22 protein-coding genes and 1 tRNA gene are annotated in these 18356 nt (G+C 54.5%); 2 read left to right on the top strand and 21 right to left on the bottom strand.

Features of this window, described 5'->3' with window-relative positions:
• Positions 1-70: 70 nt before the first annotated feature.
• The 9 genes from SE15_RS03040 to SE15_RS03000 all read right to left on the bottom strand — a co-directional run bounded on the left by SE15_RS03040 (position 71) and on the right by SE15_RS03000 (position 6050).
• Positions 71-454, bottom strand: a complete 384-nt coding sequence (locus SE15_RS03040) for a single-stranded DNA-binding protein (protein ID WP_054520623.1) — start codon at positions 452-454, stop codon at positions 71-73.
• Between the two features lie 27 nt (positions 455-481).
• Positions 482-616 carry a hypothetical protein gene (locus SE15_RS14775; protein WP_269082257.1) on the bottom strand — a complete coding sequence of 45 codons (135 nt, stop codon included), beginning with the start codon at positions 614-616 and terminating at the stop codon, positions 482-484.
• Positions 617-1507: 891 nt separating this feature from the next.
• The gene (locus SE15_RS03030) at positions 1508-1981 is read right to left on the bottom strand and encodes a hypothetical protein (RefSeq protein ID WP_054520621.1); all 474 of its coding nucleotides are present in this window, start codon (positions 1979-1981) and stop codon (positions 1508-1510) included.
• Position 1982: 1 nt separating this feature from the next.
• Complete coding sequence (locus SE15_RS03025; protein ID WP_152965511.1) at positions 1983-2474, bottom strand: ParB N-terminal domain-containing protein; 492 nt, start codon at positions 2472-2474, stop codon at positions 1983-1985.
• Positions 2475-2496: 22 nt separating this feature from the next.
• Positions 2497-3045, bottom strand: a complete 549-nt coding sequence (locus SE15_RS14275) for a hypothetical protein (RefSeq protein WP_152965510.1) — start codon at positions 3043-3045, stop codon at positions 2497-2499.
• A 290-nt stretch (positions 3046-3335) separates the two neighbouring features.
• Positions 3336-3515, bottom strand: a complete 180-nt coding sequence (locus SE15_RS03015; RefSeq protein WP_054520618.1) for a hypothetical protein — start codon at positions 3513-3515, stop codon at positions 3336-3338.
• Between the two features lie 121 nt (positions 3516-3636).
• Positions 3637-3709, bottom strand: a tRNA-Lys gene (locus tag SE15_RS03010).
• Positions 3710-3770: 61 nt separating this feature from the next.
• Positions 3771-4901 carry a Rossmann-fold NAD(P)-binding domain-containing protein gene (locus SE15_RS03005; RefSeq protein ID WP_054520617.1) on the bottom strand — a complete coding sequence of 377 codons (1131 nt, stop codon included), beginning with the start codon at positions 4899-4901 and terminating at the stop codon, positions 3771-3773.
• Between the two features lie 21 nt (positions 4902-4922).
• Positions 4923-6050: a Rossmann-fold NAD(P)-binding domain-containing protein gene (locus tag SE15_RS03000; RefSeq protein ID WP_054520616.1), complete on the bottom strand. Its 1128-nt coding sequence runs from the start codon at positions 6048-6050 to the stop codon at positions 4923-4925.
• Between the two features lie 138 nt (positions 6051-6188).
• Here SE15_RS03000 and SE15_RS14270 point away from each other — a divergent pair, with 138 nt between their 5' ends.
• Positions 6189-6581, top strand: coding sequence for a hypothetical protein (locus SE15_RS14270; RefSeq protein ID WP_152965509.1), 393 nt, complete (start codon positions 6189-6191; stop codon positions 6579-6581).
• Here the strand turns inward: SE15_RS14270 and SE15_RS02995 are convergent.
• Genes SE15_RS02995 through SE15_RS02940 form a run of 12 tightly spaced genes read right to left on the bottom strand, consistent with a single transcriptional unit; the run spans position 6527 to position 16464 of the window.
• On the bottom strand, positions 6527-7363 hold the full coding sequence (locus tag SE15_RS02995) for a chemotaxis protein CheW (RefSeq protein ID WP_054520615.1): 837 nt from the start codon (positions 7361-7363) through the stop codon (positions 6527-6529). The two genes, SE15_RS14270 and SE15_RS02995, sit on opposite strands and share 55 nt — an antisense overlap.
• Before the next feature lie 11 nt (positions 7364-7374).
• A complete protein-coding gene (locus tag SE15_RS02990; protein ID WP_054520614.1) occupies positions 7375-8160 on the bottom strand; it encodes a ParA family protein in 786 nt (261 codons plus the stop codon).
• Positions 8161-8180: 20 nt separating this feature from the next.
• Positions 8181-8696 (bottom strand): chemotaxis protein CheX, encoded by a 516-nt coding sequence (locus SE15_RS02985; RefSeq protein ID WP_054520613.1) that lies wholly within the window; start codon positions 8694-8696, stop codon positions 8181-8183.
• Positions 8697-8717: 21 nt separating this feature from the next.
• Complete coding sequence (locus tag SE15_RS02980; protein WP_054520612.1) at positions 8718-9236, bottom strand: chemotaxis protein CheX; 519 nt, start codon at positions 9234-9236, stop codon at positions 8718-8720.
• 27 nt (positions 9237-9263) lie between these two features.
• Entirely contained in the window at positions 9264-10124 is an 861-nt protein-coding gene (locus tag SE15_RS02975; protein ID WP_054520611.1) for an HDOD domain-containing protein, read from the bottom strand.
• A complete protein-coding gene (locus SE15_RS02970; RefSeq protein ID WP_054520610.1) occupies positions 10121-10921 on the bottom strand; it encodes a CheR family methyltransferase in 801 nt (266 codons plus the stop codon). The genes SE15_RS02975 and SE15_RS02970 overlap by 4 nt, the downstream gene beginning before the upstream one ends.
• Complete coding sequence (locus SE15_RS02965; RefSeq protein WP_054520609.1) at positions 10908-12014, bottom strand: protein-glutamate methylesterase/protein-glutamine glutaminase; 1107 nt, start codon at positions 12012-12014, stop codon at positions 10908-10910. The genes SE15_RS02970 and SE15_RS02965 overlap by 14 nt, the downstream gene beginning before the upstream one ends.
• 13 nt (positions 12015-12027) lie before the next feature.
• Positions 12028-12384, bottom strand: a complete 357-nt coding sequence (locus tag SE15_RS02960; protein WP_054520608.1) for a response regulator — start codon at positions 12382-12384, stop codon at positions 12028-12030.
• Between the two features lie 34 nt (positions 12385-12418).
• On the bottom strand, positions 12419-12904 hold the full coding sequence (locus tag SE15_RS02955; protein WP_054520607.1) for a chemotaxis protein CheD: 486 nt from the start codon (positions 12902-12904) through the stop codon (positions 12419-12421).
• Complete coding sequence (locus tag SE15_RS02950) at positions 12901-13530, bottom strand: chemotaxis protein CheC (RefSeq protein WP_054520606.1); 630 nt, start codon at positions 13528-13530, stop codon at positions 12901-12903. Before SE15_RS02950 ends, SE15_RS02955 begins: the two co-directional genes overlap by 4 nt.
• A 12-nt stretch (positions 13531-13542) precedes the next feature.
• Positions 13543-15783 carry a chemotaxis protein CheA gene (locus tag SE15_RS02945; RefSeq protein WP_054520605.1) on the bottom strand — a complete coding sequence of 747 codons (2241 nt, stop codon included), beginning with the start codon at positions 15781-15783 and terminating at the stop codon, positions 13543-13545.
• A gap of 30 nt (positions 15784-15813) precedes the next feature.
• Positions 15814-16464 (bottom strand): M23 family metallopeptidase, encoded by a 651-nt coding sequence (locus SE15_RS02940; RefSeq protein ID WP_054520604.1) that lies wholly within the window; start codon positions 16462-16464, stop codon positions 15814-15816.
• Between the two features lie 248 nt (positions 16465-16712).
• Between SE15_RS02940 and SE15_RS02935 the strand changes: the two genes are divergently transcribed.
• On the top strand, positions 16713-18311 hold the full coding sequence (locus SE15_RS02935) for a tetratricopeptide repeat protein (RefSeq protein WP_160316649.1): 1599 nt from the start codon (positions 16713-16715) through the stop codon (positions 18309-18311).
• The last annotated feature ends 45 nt before the right edge of the window (positions 18312-18356 follow it).

Here is an 18356-nt window from a genome sequence, read left to right as displayed (position 1 = left end):
AGAGTCCGTCATAGTAGCCGAATGTGAAACGGGCAGGCCGCAAGCGGATCGGCCTGCCCGGATGAAAGCCCTAGAAGGGAATATCGTCCTCGCTCCCACCGGCGGCTTCTACCTGCGCCGCCTTCTCCCCGGGCTTGCCGCCCAGGAAGATCACCTCCTCCGCCGTCACCCGCAGCGCCGCGCCCACCTCGCCGTTCTTGCGCGTGAACGCACGCACGTCGGGACGCCCGCGCACGAACACCTGCCGCCCCTTCGTGAGGTGCTGGTGGCACACTTCCGCCAGCCCGCCCCAGGTCGTCACGTCCACCCAGGTCGTCTCTTCGTGCTTCTGCCCGTCCCGATCCGTCCAGCGCCGTGTCGCCGCCACCGGGAACGACACCACCAACGTCCCCTCTGCCGTGTAGCGCGCTTCAGGGTCTTGCCCTAAATTCCCGATCAGTTGCACTTCGAGCATGCTTCACTCCTTGGGAGAAAATGAGGATTAGTTAGCCCATCGGCGGTGGCCGATGTAGAACGCAAAGCGCCAGCGGGAATTGGTCTTCCAGACAACAAGAAGAAAACGACCGAGTTTGATTTGAAACGTCTTTTCTTTGAGACTGAAGAAGGTATCTCTCATCTTTCACCTCAGCGAGATGAGGGTCTGCCTCGCCTTCGCCGGGTAGTTCATCCCAATCCACCTGCTCATGGTGGGCGCAGGGCCGCCGTCCCGCTCTGACCGCCACTGTTGCCCTCTCGGCATTTCCCTGGCCTGCCGGTCTTGCGATCTCGCCACGGCGAGACCCCGCCATCACCATGCGGGTGGCCTGCCCGCGGGCGGCGTATCGGCAACCGCAGCGCCTGCGCCCCGGTCCGGCCGGGTGGGACTTGCACCCACCGCGGAAGTGGCACAGCCCTTCCGCCCCTGTGCGACCGGATCGAACTACCGCTAATCACCTGGTAAGGTGCTGAGCGCGCCGGTCTCTCCCGGCTGTCACGTCCCCCGGACGGCTTCCTGTGGTCGCGCCGTCCGCCCGTCAGGCAGGGGCCTCTCCCCCTACCCCGCCAGGTGCTGATGACTCAGCCCCGCACCCACCTCCCTACTCGGCCGACGTTAGCGCGGCAATTCCGGAATTCAGGCGGGCGGGACTCGAACCCGCCAAAAGCGCCTGCCGCCTGAACGGAGGTGCGTCATGCGCCGCTTGGAAACACAAAGCCCTCTGCGCATCTACCTATCGTTGTGAGGCTTGCAGAGGGCGGTCATCTCATGCTACAATCGCAGATGAGGTGAGCAGCGCACACTGCTTGCCTCGACCGTGAGCGTGCTGACCACACGGCTCACGGAGCGCCCTGTCGGGCGCACAACGCCCGGCGGGGCGTTGTTTTGTCGGGGCAGTTAGCAGGCGGCTTGGAAAGGTGCTTGATCACATTTTAGCAACATATCAAAGTTTTGTCAATATAAACTTTGATATGTTGTCGAAACGAAAAACGGCCTTTTTGGCCGCTTTATACTCTTGAGAGTTTTGCCAGATTATGCGACAAGCTTTTTTGGATTATATGGCGTTCCATCCCTTTTGAATAACCATTTTCCCCTTGATCCCTTGCGCTTTTTATAAACCTCGTTGCAATATGCGATGTCCGCTTCATCAATAAGAGACTTTTGACCATTAACTCCAATTTGCTTTACATAACCCAACTTTACCCATCGGTGGACAGTGGAAAAAGGGATTTTATACTTTCTAGATGCTTCGGCTATTCCAATACCTATCCCCTTCAAATGTGCATGCTTCTGATACTCCGGCAAATCCTCTTTGCGCACGCCAGAGTCCTGTTCCTTCTCAGCCCGTTTTTGTACCTCATCCTCGCTCACGAGCACCTCATCCGAACCGGGGAGTACACCTGCCCTGATTTTACCCTTCTCAACCAGGTCACGCAAGCGGGCTTCATCCAGCCCGTACTTGCGGGCGGCTTCGGAAAGAGGTATAAAAACAGGTAGAGTGACCATGCTACACCTCAACCCACACCGGCAAATCAGCAACACCAAACTGATAGGCCGCACATACCCTGTGACGGCCATCGGTGATGTACGGTCGCCCATCTTCTACCACAACCTTGATCGGTTCCATTCTCATCAGCACGTCAATTGGCTGCAAGCAAGCAACATCTTTTTCGTCCACTTTCGTTCCGTCCAAGAGTGTGGTCACCTGCTCCGCAGGATAACGTATCACATAATCTCGCAAGCGCTCAAAGCCCGCTTGTTTCTCGAATTTCGTCAGCTCCACTCGAAAGGTGTTCTCCTCCGATACCAGCGCCCGTTTCAGGCCATCCACCAGCCAGATGATCATGTCCCCTCGCCGATATGCCGCCGGGCAGTTCAGACAGTTTCCGTCGTTGCCATTCAATCGCACACAGCGATTGTTGATCGGGTGCGTCCTGATCATCCAGCGATACAACCAATCTACCGAAACCCAATTCCATCCTCGTTGGAGATTTGTCATGACACCTGAATCTTCTGAAGAATCACTTGACCGTCTCAAGATGGTCCACTACCTTTACATGATTGGACATTTGTGGCTTGATTTGACTTTGGCGAACTTCCCTTCCATCAGGGACTGGTTTTGGCGTGCCCGCTACTTCGATACCTCCGATCGCGGCAGCGTCAATCCCAGAGATTTGCTCTCTTTTGCCTACTGTGCCGCCGCACAGCTCGGCCTTCCGCTCACCTTTTCTTCCGTTCGCAATTTGTTGCTGAATCGGGATTTCTTCTTCAACCACCTCCCCTTTCCGCCAGACGACCCCCGCTGGAAATACGGACGCGATTACGGGGTTGGCTTCGTCCTGTGGTTCTGGTGGCAAAGCAAGGATACCGATCCGTTTCGGCAGCAGCTCTCTGAAATCATCGCTCCCATTCCCGACGACATAGACCGCGCCCTCTTTCTTTTTTGGCCCGCCATACCCGATGACGTTCTTGACATCTATCAGCGCTACCGCCGGGACTTCACCGAAAGCAGCCAAAAATGACTTGCGGGCGGCTTCGGATAGTGGTAAAAATGTGGAAAGAGCAATCATGATATGCACCTTCTCATGCGAGGTATCCCGGAGCCGGGGAACAACGACCCTCTCCGCGGGCGAGGATCACCGGTCGGCGCGCAGCCCCAACGGGTAGTCGGGGCGGATCCTCGACAGGTCATCCCCCGGTCCCGGGTTGCCTCAAAACAATCTGCCGCGCGGGCCTGACGTCCCCAAGCAGCATCAGCCGGGGTAGGCTGAGGGAGGACACGGACGGCAGACGGGTAGTCTGCACGATCAGGCTTTGGCAACCGGAGACCGGGTGGGTCTCCGGGTTGCTTTTTAATGTGCTACGATTTGCTTTTCAGCAAAAAAGACAGGACAACGCCTAAAACGGCTGAAACTCCAATCCCAATCGCCAAAGCAATCAACGGCGACTGGGAAAGAACCGGAAAACGATCCAAAAAAGCTTGACCAATTACTGCACCTGCTATTACAATTGCAACCGTTGCAAGATTTTCGATTTTCATAATTTCCTTTCTTCAGTCCCGGTAACCGCCCGGGACTGAATCTTTAATCCAGATACACGCAAAGCGCCCAGGGGATCCATCAGGCGCTTTGCGGGGGACAGGGATGGAATCCCTGCGGGAGTGAGCGTGCAGGGATTCGAACCCTGAACCAATGGCTTAAAAGGCCACTGCTCTGCCTGTTGAGCTACACGCCCTTTCTGCACTTCAAATTCTATCACGGCAGAGCGGATGCGTCAACGCTCCGCGTTCGCACCTTTAAACACTGCCCGTCGCCTGAAGCCAGCCATCCAGTGTCGCTCGATATAGTGCGCGCTCAAAGTACCCCCCATGGGGCGAAAGCCCTTCATATCCCTTCTCAACCAGAACCTCAAGCAGCGGTTGCAATTGCTTGGCATAATGCCGCATACAGGCCTCAGGATGGATCCCTGGCCATGAATAGCAGGTCACGGTCACCCGTCGCTGTTGGGTAGGGATACCCTCTGGGATGGTTAATGTCCAGTCAGGGTCTTCAGGATAAAACACATATTTATCCAGATTCCCCTGCGGAATCCCTTCAATTCCCCGCACAACCGGGGGAACCGCATTTGGCAAATAAGGATCTACCGCCAAATCCACTACCACAGCGTGTTCAGGCAACCACCCGATCCACGCATTGGGAACTACCGGACGGCTGGTATCACGTCGTTGGGTGGCATCCACCAACATGTCCGCTTCTTGCATCAATTGCTGCATCTGCCCGGGCTGACGGGTTACGTTCCGCCCCACCACCCAGGCCACTGCACCCGGCCCCCCGGCTTGGATATGTTCCTCGTTGCGTTCGATATTCCCAAGTTTGGTGGCTGCTTCGACAGCATGCTTTCCCACGGCTCCCGCACCTAAAATGAGCACCCGAATAGGGACCCCATCGGGTTTTTGCAAGCCGGGCCAACGCTTTTCAAGAACATCAAACGCTACTTCCAGACCATTCCAGGCCACTGCACGCATATTCTCGACCAAACGCTCATTGTTATCATCTACAATGCCATCCATCGAGATGGCTCGTATCCCCAGTTCATGCAAGATTTTTACCCGATTGGGGCGGGTGGGGTAATGAAGCATTGAGAGTAAAATCGCTCCTCGCCGGATAAGAGGGAATTCTTCCTCTTTAGGAGAACGCAATACAATTACCAAATCCTGCTGAAATGCTTCTTCCCGGCTCCCCCGCGTCACATTGATATGCCCTTGTTGATAATCATCGAAAGTGAAACCCGAACGTGAGCCATATCCATCCTCAAGCACTATCTTCAACCCCATATCAGCCAGAAATTGGATAAATTCAGGTAGAAAGACTCGTCGCTCACCGGCTTCCTTTCGCATTCGGGGAAACCCAACACTGTGGATCTTCATCTTAAAAACCTCTCCTTTCTTTCAGTGTGATTGCCAGCGAGAGAGCATGGCTCTGGAAATGGCCCGTTCAAAGAATGTCCCTTTGGGATCAATTTGGTGTACGCTCCCAGCCTGTATCAAAGTCCGTAAAATAGGTGCTAATTGTTTACCATAAACGTCCATACACTCAACCGGCGTCAGCCCCGGCCACGAATAGCACGAGACCACGTGGCGTCGGTTCTTCGTATTGACCCACTCAGGCAATCGCTCAAATGCCGGATCATCGGGAGCAAACACATACTGATCCAAATTACCATGAGGAATCCCCTCAATCGCCTTAACACTGATGTTCTGCCCCTCACGTTCATAGGGGTCAACTGAAAGATCCAGAACCACAGCATGGAGCGGTAGGAAGGCCAGCCACTCATTCGGGACCACCGGCTTAGAAGGATCAGATCGCTGAGTAGCATCCACCAGAATATCCGTGCGCCGTAATAGTTCGATCATCACCGCCTGATGGGACGTGAGATCATAATCCAACACCGTTGCCTGAACACCCAGCACACCCGCAGATGCCAACCGCCGCCAGTAAGTTTCATCCCCATAGCGAACGGCCGCCGGCAGCACATGCATTCCCACCATTCCTGCCCCTAACACGCTGACATAAATAGGGGGACGACGCGGATGTTCAAAACCGGGCGGGTCTGGATAAATGCGCCGCAAGACCTCAAACGCCGTTCGCACTCCGTTCCATGCCACCATGCGCAGATTTTCAACCAGGCGTCGCCCAGTATCGTCTTTGAGTGAGTCTAAAGAAATGGCCTCAAGCCCCAGATTGCGTAAGAATTGCACCCGCGCCGGTCGGGTCGGATAATGGATCATCGAGATCAGACATGCTCCCCGACGCATCCATTGCAGAAACTCCTCTTGTGGATAACGCAACACCAGCACATAATCCTGAGCATATACGGTTCGCAAATCCGCAAAGCGAATCCCCGGTGCTGCCCGAAGATAATCAGATTCGCTTAAGCCCATGCCCGAGCCATACCCGTGCTCTAACACCACCTCACCACCCCAGCGTTCAATGTGAGCGACCAGTTCGGGTAGAAAAGCACGTACCTCCCCCCGCTCGGCATACATGCGCGGTAATCCAAAGGTCGGTTTTTTCACCCGTTTTTACCTCCCAATAGATTGCATCTCTGTATAGTTTATCAAGTGTTGCCCTGAACTCAAAATCTCCCCGACTTTGAATTCTCGCCCGAGTATGCTAAACTTTTGATAAACCTTCTTCATGCCAGAGATGGGATTGTGGAAAAACGCACACGACGCCTCCGCATGATTCTCGAAGTCTTAATCGTGTTGAGTCTATGCCTTGGAACTTTCTGGTTGCTCTATTCATTAGGGGTCTTCACCCCCCCTCAAACCGAACGACGAGCTACGTTGCTTATCAGGGCCTCAGGGGGCTTCGCTCAGATTGACTATCGCATTGGGGACAAAATGATTTACAAACAGCACTCTGTGGCAACCCCCTGGAAACTAGAAACTACCTTCTCCCAAGGGGACGAGGTATTCCTGACCGCCGCTAACCCCTCCGGCTACGGAGATTTGGAATGCCAGATCGTCCTCAATGGGCGGGTGTGGAAATCTCAGCGCGCAGAGTTCCCGGCCGATAAGGTAGCCTGTGCGGGTATTGTGCCGTAAAACGACTTCCCCTGGGCCCGCGCTCCTAGATTTTGCAGCAGGCGTTCTAAATCCAGCAAAAGCACCAGCCCCTCCTCAAGCCGTGCCACGCCTCTTAAGTAAGCCGTATTATCGGTTCGCGCTATTGGTGGGGGTGGCTCAATCAGGCTGGCAGGTACCTGGCGTACCGAATCTACGCGATCTACCACCAGCCCAGCCAACCCAATCGGGCTACGCACCACAATGATCCGTGTCTCTGAATTTTCCGGGGCCTGAGATCGCCCCAGCCGTCGGTTCAGATCAACAACCGGCAAAACAGCCCCACGCAGATTGGTAACCCCCCGAATATATGCAGGGGTCTTGGGCACTCGGGTAATTGGCTGCATCTTAATAATGGCCTCCACCGCCTCCACCCGCAACCCATAAGCCACTTCGCCAAGAGCAAAAATCACCATTTGCTCATCTGCCTGAGGAGCAGATTCAACCTGAGAGGCATGCGCTTGCTCGCCCACCGCGGGTTTCACCTGCACTTCAAGCATACCCGCCCCAGCAGGACCAGTTTCAACAGCACCTCTATCTTGAGAAGGCAAAGGGGGTTCAGAGCAAGATACCTCAGAAACCTCCGTGACCTTTTGCTCCAATCCTGGCAGGTCCCCATCACCCCTATCATTTCCTTTCAGGCTATCTGATTGGGCAACATCTGGGAATAGAACAACGTCTCCAGTGTCTACCTTGGGGACTTTCTTTAACCCAGCGGAGAAAAGCTGATCCAGAGCCTGGCTGAGTTTATCCCGTCGTCCCATAATCGGTCCTCCTATTTCAGTTCCTCAAAGAACGCCAATATTTCTCGTGCCCATTGTCGGTAGTGCTGAGCCGCTCGCGATTTAGGCGCATAGCGCAGGATGGGCTCCCCCGCTGCGGCTGCCTCACGCAGGCGAGTATCTAACCCGATCACTGTCTGCCACAGTCGGTCCGCGAAGGAGGCCCGCAGACGCTCCAGCATCGAATGGCTAATACTATTTCGACGGTCAAACATCACGCACAACAAGGAGTAATCCAAAACAGGGTTTGTGCGCTCTTTGACCGCTTCAATGGTAGTAATGAGTTGCATGAGCCCCCAAGCCGCCAGGTAATCCGCAGGCACAGGGACAACAACATGCTGGGCTGCCGTTAGCGCCATTAGTGTCAGCGGTCCCAGAGAAGGTGAACAGTCAATTAGGATGTACTCATAATCACTGGCAACCGAATTTATTGCATTCCGCAATCCAAATTCATAACCGGGCACTTCAACAAGCCGTCGCTCAAGGCTTACCAAACCAGGATCGCCAGGAAGTAAGGTCAACCCATCCGGCGGCAAAGCAATCACGGTGAAACGGGAATTATCATCATGAGGATCCAGCCCATGTGCCAGCCAATCCACGACGCTCCCATCTTCCAAAGGATCCCGTACACCCGCGCAAACGCTCAAGTTCATTTGTGGGTCTAAGTCTATCAGCAATACCCGGTGTCCTTGTTCTGCCAGACACGCGCCAAGCGAAAGACATGTGGTTGTTTTTGCAACGCCACCTTTTTGGTTGACAATCGCTATAGTGCGGCCCATTGATTCGGCTCTCCCCAATTTCAAACTTCTGGGCGTGGTGGAGTAGGCAATTGCCCGCTTCGCACAACATTGCCCCTCCCCTCGCGTAAAGCAAGATGAATCGTCACCTGCCCGCCCCCAAACTCTAGCGGCACGATTAGACGCGGAAAGTCCAGGGTCGAGATACGCGCACCGGCCCCCAGAAGCAAGGTCGGCGGCGAAATCACCGACTCATACCCTGCGTGGGAGAGTTTCACGCTGGCTCGTCCGGTGATGACATTTCCCAGTTCTGCCACCGCACTTTGGGCCAAAGGATCCAGGGATGCGACTTCAGAAGCCATCATTTGTGAGACCAAAGCCAATGCTGTCGGCATCCCCATGGAATAAAACACAGTCCCCTCCACCTGGCCCACCAGGGAGAGGATGACCGTCAAATCCTCGGTAACATAAACGCCCTTTTCCAGCCCTAAATCCCCCCGCCTCAGGCTAAAGCCGGTCTCCGCCTTCAACACTTCAAAGGCAGCCTCAACGAATGGATTGAGAAATTTAACATTCATCATCATCCTTCCTTTCGCTAATCACTGGCCAGCGCCGTTGACAGCCAGAGGAATAAAGTTTCCCCCTCGCGTATCCGGCGAGGCTTCACGCACCGCCAGATGCACGGTTAAATCGCCCAGGCTTGTTTGTAAGGGAACAACCAAACGTGGAAAGTCCAGTGTGGAGATTTGAACCCCTCGCCCAGAGACCAGGGTAGGCGGTGAAATGTTCGTCCGATACCCCGCCTCAGCCAGTTTGATCGTAGCCCGACCCGTAATCACATTGCCCAATTCCGCAATACCGCTTTGGGCAAGATTGTCAAATTCCCGAAACTCCTGCCCCATCATGAGCGAAACGAATTTGAGCGCCGTATCATACGAAAGGCCGTAGAGAACCACCCCTTGCAGTTGATCTACCAGACTGATGAGTACCGTCACATCATCGGTGGTCAAAGCAGATTTGTGCAAAGAAAGCGGCCCTCGCGAGGTGCTCACGTTCATCTCTGCCATTAACACCTCGTTTGCGGCTTCTACGAAAGGATTTAGGAAGTTAACATTCATAACCAGATTCCTTTCTGAAGATGAAACTTAGCCCCGCCGCATTAAACCGATATAATGCTCCGCCTCTTCGATCAAAGCACTTACACGCGGGAGCATATATTCAAAGAACCCCTCATCCAAACCTAAAATCTGGAACGCACGCAAATCCAACTGATATTGCAAACCATCACATCCTAGGCCAATCCCAAACATCATCATGGCGGCATCCGCAACATGCACCGCGGCCGCCAGGACAACCCCATCTCCGGCCAGGCTGGGCCGATGGTGAAACGCAATTGCCTCTGGCAATGGGGAGGGCAAATTCCAGCGCCGTGCCAGTTCGCCGCCTAAGGTTGCATGATCAACACCAAAGTAATGACGCTCCAAGTAGTCAAACGGCATCTGCTCCCAAGTGCCCTCAAAAGGATCTAACGTCCGCAATAGCACCTCAAAGGCTAGTTTCCCAATATCACACAGCAAGCCAGCGTGATAAGCTTCCTCAGCAACCCGAGGACCCAAATGCTGCACTGCCAGACGCGCCCCTCCGGCCACACCCACAGCGTGTTTCCACAACTCCCCGCGATCCAGACGATATCCCGGTACCGGGCGGTCCATCAATGCAGCGACTGAGGCAGTAAGAATCAGGCTTTGCACTGCATTTTGCCCCAGGTAGGCCACCGCCTGATGCACCGTCTTAATGGGCTGGAGAGGGCTGTAATAAGCCGAATTCGCCCAGCGCAAGATCAAACTGGCCATAGATTGATCCAGTGCTAACACATTCGCGACCTCGGCCAGATTGGACTTGGGATTGCGGATTAATTCCAGAGCCTTATTGACCGCCTGCGAAAGAGGAGGCAGGTCGCCAATGCGTCGTAAAAGAACCTCGAGATTGAATCGGGGTGAGGTCATACCACCTTCTTCATGTAAAAAGAGATCTGAAAACTGGTGAATCCATAGGCCTGAGGATGAGAAATGATTTCCGTTCCGCCCAGGAACAAAAATCCTCCCGGACGCAACGCTTGATTGAATTTCTTATAGAGAGTCTCCTTGGCTTCATTGGTGAAATAAATAACCACGTTGCGGCAGATGATTAGATCGAAATCCTCCTCAAATGGATCTGCCAACAAATTTTGCTCATGAAAGAGCACCTTCTGCGCCAGGCCTTCACGCACAAAATAGGGAGGACCGCCAGGCTCAAAGTAGCGTTGCAGTAAAGGAGGAGAAACGTGCCGAACTTCCTCCGCGATGTAAGGGCCACGCGCAACGGCCTTCTTTAGAGCTCCCCGATCCAGATCAGTAGCCAGTATGTAAGGCGTCGGACGTATTCCCATCTCATCACACAACATTGCCAGCGAGTAGGCTTCCTGACCCGTAGAGCAACCCGCACTCCAGATACGCAGGCGAGGGCGTCGGGCCTGACGTTGTTCCTGAAGCAAACGCGGCATAATGTTTGTGCGCAGGAGTTGCCAGCGTTCGGGATCACGGAAAAATTCGCTTACATTGATCGTAAGGTAATCACGCAACCGCTGCCGTTCCTGCTCATCTCGTCTTATCCAGGCAAAATACTCATCCCAGGATGCCTTATTAGAACGCGCCAGCCACGAATCCAGACGGCGACGCATCTGCTCGTCCTTGTAGTACGAGAGGTCAATCCCCAGCAGGGTCTTGATTGAGACTTTAACCCGTTCGTACTCAAGCCGTTCCATGGATCCCCCCTCTCCACCCATTCCTGCGCTGGCGAACCAGCTGTTCGATTGCAGCAGGGATGGCATGCAGAGGTAATACCGCATCTGCTGCCCGTGCCTCGATGACACTGCGCGGCATCCCCCATACCACTGCTGTGGATTCGTCCTCAGCGATCACATATCCACCCGAAGCATGGATTAAAGCAGCACCGTTTGCGCCGTCATTGCCCATCCCGGTCAGAATCACCCCCAACGTCCGAGAAGCAAAATTCTGCGCTACCGAGAGCAGAGTGACATCCACGGCCGGCCGTACCCCGTGGACTGGCGGATTCTGGTTCAAATTAACGACCCCGTTTGCATCCAGAGTGAGGTGAAAGCCACCTGGTGCTACCAGTCCTAACCCCACCTCCAGGCGATCACCCGGGGCCGCTTCTTTGATCTTGAAATTGGAGAGGGCATCCAGACGTTGTGCCAGCGAGCGTGTGAATCCCGCAGGCATGTGCTGCACGATCAGAAGCGCCGCACGCATATCTGCAGGCAGGGCTGGCACCAGCTCGTTGAGTGCCCGCGGGCCGCCCGTTGAGGCCCCAATAACAACAAGAACATCCTCATCTCGCCAGGGGCGCGTTTCTTTAACAACGGCGCTATGCCCACTTGCGGTGACCTCCTGCCGAGTAGCCCACGGGAGGGCACGCACTTGCACCTGGGCCGCGCGTCGAATTTTTTGCACCACCTCATCCAGTACTGTCTGGATATTGGCTTTGCTCTCCGGTTTAGCAACAAAATCCACAGCCCCCAACGTCAAAGCCCGTACCGTTTCCTGCGCCCCCTCCTTTGTCAAACTGCTCAGCATGATTACCGGTCGAGGTTGAGTGCGCATGATCTCCTGCAAAGTGCTCAGACCGTCCATGCGCGGCATCTCGACATCCAGGGTGACCACCTGCGGGTTCAAGCGGGGAATCATCTCCAGCGCCTCTTCACCGTCTCGCGCCACCCCCACCACCTGAATATCTGGCACTTCACTCAGATAGCGGGTGATGGTGAAGCGCATATAGGCCGAATCATCCACCACCAGAACCCGAATTGGGCTATTTGCTTCCGCCCCAGATGCCATAGACCCCTCGAGATCACCCTAGGAGTTTTTGCAATGCACTTAGCACCCGTTCCTGGTTAAAGGGTTTAACAACAAAATCACGTGCTCCCGATTTCACGGCCTCCAACACCACCGACTCTTGCCCCAGGGCAGTTAGCATCACCACTTTCGCCTGCGGATCAAAAGCCCGAATGTTTTTGAGCGCGGTGAGGCCATCCATCTCTGGCATGGTGATATCCATTAACACCACATCTGGCCGTTCCGCCTTGTATTTCTCAACGGCTGCCGCCCCATTCTCGGCTTCGATGACCTGATAGCCTTCGGCCACCAGCATCTTTGAGATGCGTACCCTGAGAAATTCAGCATCATCCACCACAAGCACAGTTGCCATAGCCACTCCTCTTTGATCAGAAAGTGATTTGCTGTCAAAGCGTCTGTTCCACGCCTCCAATGCGACGTACAACCAGTTTTCCCGATTCGACAAACAACTTAACCGTTCGACCGACGTTACCTCCTACCTCAACACCTGCAACCTTCAAACCCATGGCCTCCAAGATAGAATAGGCTGCTTGAACATTGCGCGTTCCAATCTCAAATGTATGCGAGAGCGCCGAACTCAAAAGCATATTTGCTCCGCCCACCAATTTCACAATCAAATAGCGACGCTGTGCACCGGCCGCTTCCATGGCTTGCACCAAGGCTTGAATTCCACTATCCACATATTTGTAAGGATTATCCTGGTAGCCGTTTCCGCTGGTTGGTAAGACGGCGTGCAATAAACCCGCCAGACGATTCACCGGATCGTACATGGCGACTCCCAAACATGAGCCCAGACCATAAGCCACCAGGACCGCTCGAGGGTCTTTGCACACAACCGCCTCACCCAATCCAACGCTCAGTATCTGGCTCATAACGGCAACGAGGATTCATTCCAATGGAATATATTCAGGGTTGCCGGGTCTGGAACCACCCAGAAATCGGCGTTCACCGTTCGCTGACCACATGTGAAACCCGCTCGGATCAATAACAAATGTTCACCAAAACCACCTGTGGTTGCCACCACAATATCCACAATCGCTCCTAACATATCCACAATCACCGCAGGTGGGGTGGGACGCGCCTCGTGTCCAGTTAGTTCAGCCACCCGATTAATGAAGAAAGAAGCCGTCAAGTTACCGACCTCGGCCAGCGCCGAGCGCTCCAATCGGTCCAAAACCCGAGTTGTCCCAGCAGGCAACCCCATGACCATATCCACTAATTCCAGCGCTTTGTTGAGCGGGACAACTAACATAATCTGGCAAGCCAGGGTGCCTTCAGTGCGCAAGTAAATTCCAACCGCCTCATCCTCGGGAGAACCAAAGATATGAGGAAGTTGCGAAACCGGTACGAGCAGCGCATGAGGGCGGATCATGCTTAGCGTTTCCCCCACCATATCCGAAAAACCACGGGCGGCATGCGCCACGCCCTCATCCGCGATTCGACGCATCGCTTTTAACAACTGTTCATCAAAATGCGCGTCTGGTTGGAATTTGCTCATCGCTTTACTCCCTTACCCTGAAATTGCCATCTCCGCCTCTACCAAGCCGAGCAAGCCGGCCACATCCACAATAAGACTGACCCGTCCATCACCCAGAATTGCGGCACTGGCAATACCTGGTACTTCTCCGATCAGCCCACCCAGTGACTTGACAACAACCTCCTCCTCCCCGATTAATTCGTCAATAATGAGCCCTGCACTTCTTTGATTAGCCCGCACAACGACCACATGTTCATAACCATTAGTGGCCGGCGCAGGCGCAAAATCAAAGACATGGCGAAGGCGCAGCAAAGGGAGTACCTGATCGCGTAAAACAAAAACCGGGCGCTGGCCTACCGAGCGAATTTCCTGCGGAGTGATCCTCAAAACCTCCGTCACAGCGGTGAGAGGAAGGGCAAACACGGTGTCCTCTACACGTACCAGCAAGGTCGGCACAATCGCCAGTGTCAACGGTAAAATGATCTGAAAGCGCGTCCCTTGCCCCGGGGTGGTTTCAACCAGAATAGAACCGTTAATGCGCTCAATGTTATTGCGAACAATATCCATTCCCACCCCCCGGCCAGAGATCTCGGTTACCTGCTTGGCCGTTGAGAGGCCGGAAGCGAAGATCAACTCAATGGCTTTTTCGCGCGGCAAGGTCGCCGCCTCGCTTTCGCGGAGCAGCCCTTTCTGGACCGCAGCTGCTTTCAATCGCTCAACATCAATTCCCCGCCCATCGTCCTCTACGGTCAGGACAATCCGTCCTTGCTCGTGGCGTGCGGTCAAAACCACCTGTCCACGTGAAGGTTTTCCAACTCTCATCCGCTCTGCTGGCGGCTCAATGCCGTGATCAATCGCATTGCGCACCAAATGAATGAGCGGATCGTGGATCTCGTCAATCACCGAGCGGTCAAGTTCGGTATCCTCGCCATGAATGATCAGATCAACCTCCTTGTTGGCTTTACGCGCTAAATCACGCATCATGCGTGGAAACTTGCTAAACACGCTCGAAATCGGCACCATGCGAATCCGCATCACCTCTTCTTGCAATTGATCCGTGATACGGCTCAGGTGCATAATCGTATCGGCCAGGGCCATCACATGTTCATGCCCCTGAAAGGTGGACTGAAACTGATTGCGGATCTGGTAAAGCCGATTTCGATCGGTAATCAATTCCCCGATCAAATTCATGAGCGCATCTAGACGTTCGACACTGGTGCGTACGGTTTTATCTACCCCCGTCTCACGCGCCCGCTGCTCCGCCATTGTAGCCTGCATGGCTGCCAGCGCTCGGCGATGCTCCTGTAGTAAATCTGCCAGTGCCCGATCCAATGTGGCTTGCGAGATGAACCCCATTTGAACCAGCACGCTGCCCAATAAAGTCCCACGCGGACGACGTTTTTGCTCCTCCAGCGCCAGCTTCAACTGGGTCGCCGTGATCCATCCTTTACGAATCAGATAATCCCCCAGCCGCTCCGGCTCCTCTCCCTCAGTTTCTGGTGTTTCCGCCTGGGAAAAAGCAGAAGTAGACGGGGAGATTTCCGCTGAAGGTGCTTGGACTTCTACCCGCTCCAATTCGCTGATTTGCTCCAGGCGACGCCTCACCTCCGAAACTGGTTGTGTAGTGCGCACCCTCACCGTTAGTTGATGGACTGGGGCTGCAGTTTCAATCTCAGCCTGGGTGGGGCGGGACTCGAGCAACTCACCCAATTCTTGCAGTACCAGCAGTACTTGTAACGCTCGCGCCGCAGAAGCCACGCTCTCAGATGAGATTTGCACCCACACCTGCAACTCACCTTGCCCTGAGACGGGCTCTTCGGGACGAACCGGTGCAGGCTCCACCTGCGAAGAAACAACCGGAGAGACAACGCCCCCGGGCGAAGATGAAATCTGGGCCAGAAACTGCTGAACTAAAGGGACAACATCAACTGGACTGGGTTGCAGTGACACCACTTCATCCCGTAGCCAGCGCAATGCATCCACCCCTTGCAAGCACAAATCAATGAGCCCAGGGGTCACCTGAAGGGTGTGTTTTCGCAATGCATCAAACACCGTCTCCAGGGCATGAGTTAAATCCACCAAACGGCGATGTCCGATCAGGCCTGCCGATCCCTTAAGGGTGTGGGCGGCCCGAAAGAGCGCCTGGATTAAGCCTTCATCATAATCGTTTCGCTCAAGGCGCACCAAACCCTCATCTAAAACTTGAAGGTGCTCATCCGTCTCGGCAAGAAAAATCGGCAATTCATCGGGGCTCAGATCAAATTGAAGGCTCATAGAGGATCAACCGCCTCGCACTGCGTGGACCTATGATTGAAGAACGTGCAGTTCGTCTGGATGGACGGGTACACCATTGCGCCGCACCTCATAATGCAAGTGAGGGCCTGTAGAATTACCTGTATTACCGGAAAGGCCGATAATGTCACCGGCCTGCACCCACTGCCCTACCTGAACCGGGATCTCCGAAAGGTGAGCATAGTAGGTGCGCCAGCGACCGTTTTCCACAATCACCAGATTGCCATACCCCTGTGTATTCCAACCCGCATAGACCACCTGCCCGCTCAGCGTTGTCCTGACCGGCGTTCCTACTGGCACCCCAATATCTATCCCGCGGTGCCCTGGGTGAAAGTCCTGGGTCAGGCGGCCCTGCACTGGCCGGGCAGTGGACCATGGCACCCCCCCATCAGTAAAAGCAGTAAAGGCCGGGGCTTCCTCTTCCACCCCGCGATTCATGTTCTGGCGAATCACCATTTCTAACAATGTGCTCCACGACACCAGCGACCGAAAGCCAACACTCTGCCCGGAGACTGATGGGAGGGTTAAAAGGGAAGAGGCTAACCAGCCCTGCAGCACCTGGGCAAATTCGTTGCCCTCCTCCCGTGAGGAAAGAGCAGATACGGCCCCCGCGGATTGGAACAGGCGCTGAATCAGCAATGGGAAGAAATCGTTGATAATCATAGGCATCCCCATTTTAGTGAGGGGATCACCAACCTGCCATAAATCCTTTATAAATCTTAGGCCTGACCGGGATATAAGCGGCATAAAAATCTTTCACTCCCTTATAGGTAAGGAGAGCGTGAGCATTCTATTGGGTCAGAAAACCCTTCATGCAGAATTTACGGCCTTTTCAACCTCCCTTTATGGGAATTTACCATCCTTTCCCTATAATCCAATTCGGTGGCTCTATTCTGCTCAAGGGGTTTTCTATGGGTGAGGTAATTCTAGTGGATGCCTGGTTGCACCAGGCCGAGGAAGCCCTCCAGGCCCAAAACTGGGCCGAAGCGCTGGAGGCGCTACAACAGGCGCAGCAAGTTCAACCCGATCACCCCGCCATACTCTCCATATTGGGCGTGTGTTTTCTACAACTGGGGATGGCAAAAGAAGCCCGCGAAACCCTGGAGACGCTGGTGAAATCTCAACCCGCCTCCGCTGAGGCTTACAACAACCTGGGAGTAGCCTTGCTCATGGATGGCGCCCTCGAGGAAGCGCAAGCTGCTTTTGAGCAGGCCATTGCACTTGATCATGAAAACCTCCTGGCACGAAAGCACCTGGCGCTAATCTTTTTGCAAACCGGGGACTATACCCATGCCGCCCAGATACTGGATGCATTGCTCCTTGAACTTCCAGACGAGGTCGAACTACGCCTCTGGTTGGGACAATGCTACACGAAACTTGGCAACCCGCAGGCTGCAAGGCGCTTATACACCGAGATCCTTCGCAACTACCCCGATCACCCTCAGACCAGAGATGCCTTGCGCTCACTGGACAAAATGCCAACATCCTCGCCCCCCGCCCCCCAAAAGCCCCAATCATTGCCACCTATCCCAAAACAAATTCTCTTCTGTGGAAGTGGCGAGGTCTCCGATTTCCGTATGTACCTGCCCGCGCGCTGGTTAAGAAAAGCCGGAGCGAACACCACTTACGTTCTTAATCCGAGCCCGCATGATCTATCCGGCGCCGACATCGTGATCTTTCTTCGCCCTCACATTCGCCGTGAGAACATGCAAGCCCTGGCTGAATGTGTGCGCCAGGGAAAAACAATCATTGTAGACATTGATGATGACTTTCATAACCTCCCGGTCCATCATCCCGGCTATTACCTCTGCGGGCCTGGGAATCCTAACATCCTGCGGGCACTTGAACTGGCAATTGGTGCCGCCTCAGTGCTGGTGGTATCAACGCCCATCCTGGGTGAGCGTTACGCTCCTCTTGCACGCCGGGTACAAGTCATACCCAACGGCTGGGACGATGAAAACCCCAACTGGGAAAAGCCCGCTCCCCCCCACACCGGCATCCACCTGGGGTGGGCAGGAACAAGCACTCACTGGGAAGATCTTCACTTTATTCGAAACGAACTGCTCTATTTTCTTCGTCACCACCCAGAGGTTACTTTGGTCATCGGGGGTGACCCGCAGATCCTCGAGATGTTTAGATCGCTACCCGAACGACAAAGATGGTTTCTACCATTCTGTGCCCATGCGGAATATCCGCTTCTCCTGGCTCAATTTGACATCTTGCTTGCCCCGCTTGCCAATACGCGCTTTAACCAGGCCAAGTCTGATATCAAATTGGTAGAGGCCGGAGCCCGTCGTTTGCCGTGGGTGGCCTCTCCTTTACCTGCTTATTGCGCCTGGGAAAGTGGCGGGATCTTCGCTGAAACACCCTCATCCTGGGCCGATGCAATTAGCACCCTGATTCAGGATCCCGCCTTACGTCAGCAACTGGGAACCGTCGGTCACAAGAAGAGTGAAGAACGCAATCGGGAGGTGATCGGACTCTGGAAAACGCTGCTGGAAACACTCTAAATTCGCTGCTCACATTAAGCCGCCTTTTACGGGGCTTTCATTGCC

The sequence above is a fragment of the Thermanaerothrix daxensis genome (assembly GCF_001306145.1).
Lineage (GTDB): Bacteria > Chloroflexota > Anaerolineae > Anaerolineales > Anaerolineaceae > Thermanaerothrix > Thermanaerothrix daxensis.
This window is presented reverse-complemented; position numbering and strand designations above follow the sequence as displayed.

Coding starts and splice junctions, on each gene's coding strand:
- SE15_RS03040 (WP_054520623.1), bottom strand. CDS start 454: ATGCTCGAAGTGCAACTGATCGGGAATTTAGGGCAAGACCCTGAAGCG.
- SE15_RS14775 (WP_269082257.1), bottom strand. CDS start 616: ATGAGAGATACCTTCTTCAGTCTCAAAGAAAAGACGTTTCAAATCAAA.
- SE15_RS03030 (WP_054520621.1), bottom strand. CDS start 1,981: ATGGTCACTCTACCTGTTTTTATACCTCTTTCCGAAGCCGCCCGCAAG.
- SE15_RS03025 (WP_152965511.1), bottom strand. CDS start 2,474: ATGACAAATCTCCAACGAGGATGGAATTGGGTTTCGGTAGATTGGTTG.
- SE15_RS14275 (WP_152965510.1), bottom strand. CDS start 3,045: ATGATTGCTCTTTCCACATTTTTACCACTATCCGAAGCCGCCCGCAAG.
- SE15_RS03015 (WP_054520618.1), bottom strand. CDS start 3,515: ATGAAAATCGAAAATCTTGCAACGGTTGCAATTGTAATAGCAGGTGCA.
- SE15_RS03005 (WP_054520617.1), bottom strand. CDS start 4,901: ATGAAGATCCACAGTGTTGGGTTTCCCCGAATGCGAAAGGAAGCCGGT.
- SE15_RS02995 (WP_054520615.1), bottom strand. CDS start 7,363: ATGGGACGACGGGATAAACTCAGCCAGGCTCTGGATCAGCTTTTCTCC.
- SE15_RS02990 (WP_054520614.1), bottom strand. CDS start 8,160: ATGGGCCGCACTATAGCGATTGTCAACCAAAAAGGTGGCGTTGCAAAA.
- SE15_RS02985 (WP_054520613.1), bottom strand. CDS start 8,696: ATGAATGTTAAATTTCTCAATCCATTCGTTGAGGCTGCCTTTGAAGTG.
- SE15_RS02980 (WP_054520612.1), bottom strand. CDS start 9,236: ATGAATGTTAACTTCCTAAATCCTTTCGTAGAAGCCGCAAACGAGGTG.
- SE15_RS02975 (WP_054520611.1), bottom strand. CDS start 10,124: ATGACCTCACCCCGATTCAATCTCGAGGTTCTTTTACGACGCATTGGC.
- SE15_RS02970 (WP_054520610.1), bottom strand. CDS start 10,921: ATGGAACGGCTTGAGTACGAACGGGTTAAAGTCTCAATCAAGACCCTG.
- SE15_RS02965 (WP_054520609.1), bottom strand. CDS start 12,014: ATGGCATCTGGGGCGGAAGCAAATAGCCCAATTCGGGTTCTGGTGGTG.
- SE15_RS02960 (WP_054520608.1), bottom strand. CDS start 12,384: ATGGCAACTGTGCTTGTGGTGGATGATGCTGAATTTCTCAGGGTACGC.
- SE15_RS02955 (WP_054520607.1), bottom strand. CDS start 12,904: ATGAGCCAGATACTGAGCGTTGGATTGGGTGAGGCGGTTGTGTGCAAA.
- SE15_RS02950 (WP_054520606.1), bottom strand. CDS start 13,530: ATGAGCAAATTCCAACCAGACGCGCATTTTGATGAACAGTTGTTAAAA.
- SE15_RS02945 (WP_054520605.1), bottom strand. CDS start 15,783: ATGAGCCTTCAATTTGATCTGAGCCCCGATGAATTGCCGATTTTTCTT.
- SE15_RS02940 (WP_054520604.1), bottom strand. CDS start 16,464: ATGATTATCAACGATTTCTTCCCATTGCTGATTCAGCGCCTGTTCCAA.
- SE15_RS02935 (WP_160316649.1), top strand. CDS start 16,713: ATGGGTGAGGTAATTCTAGTGGATGCCTGGTTGCACCAGGCCGAGGAA.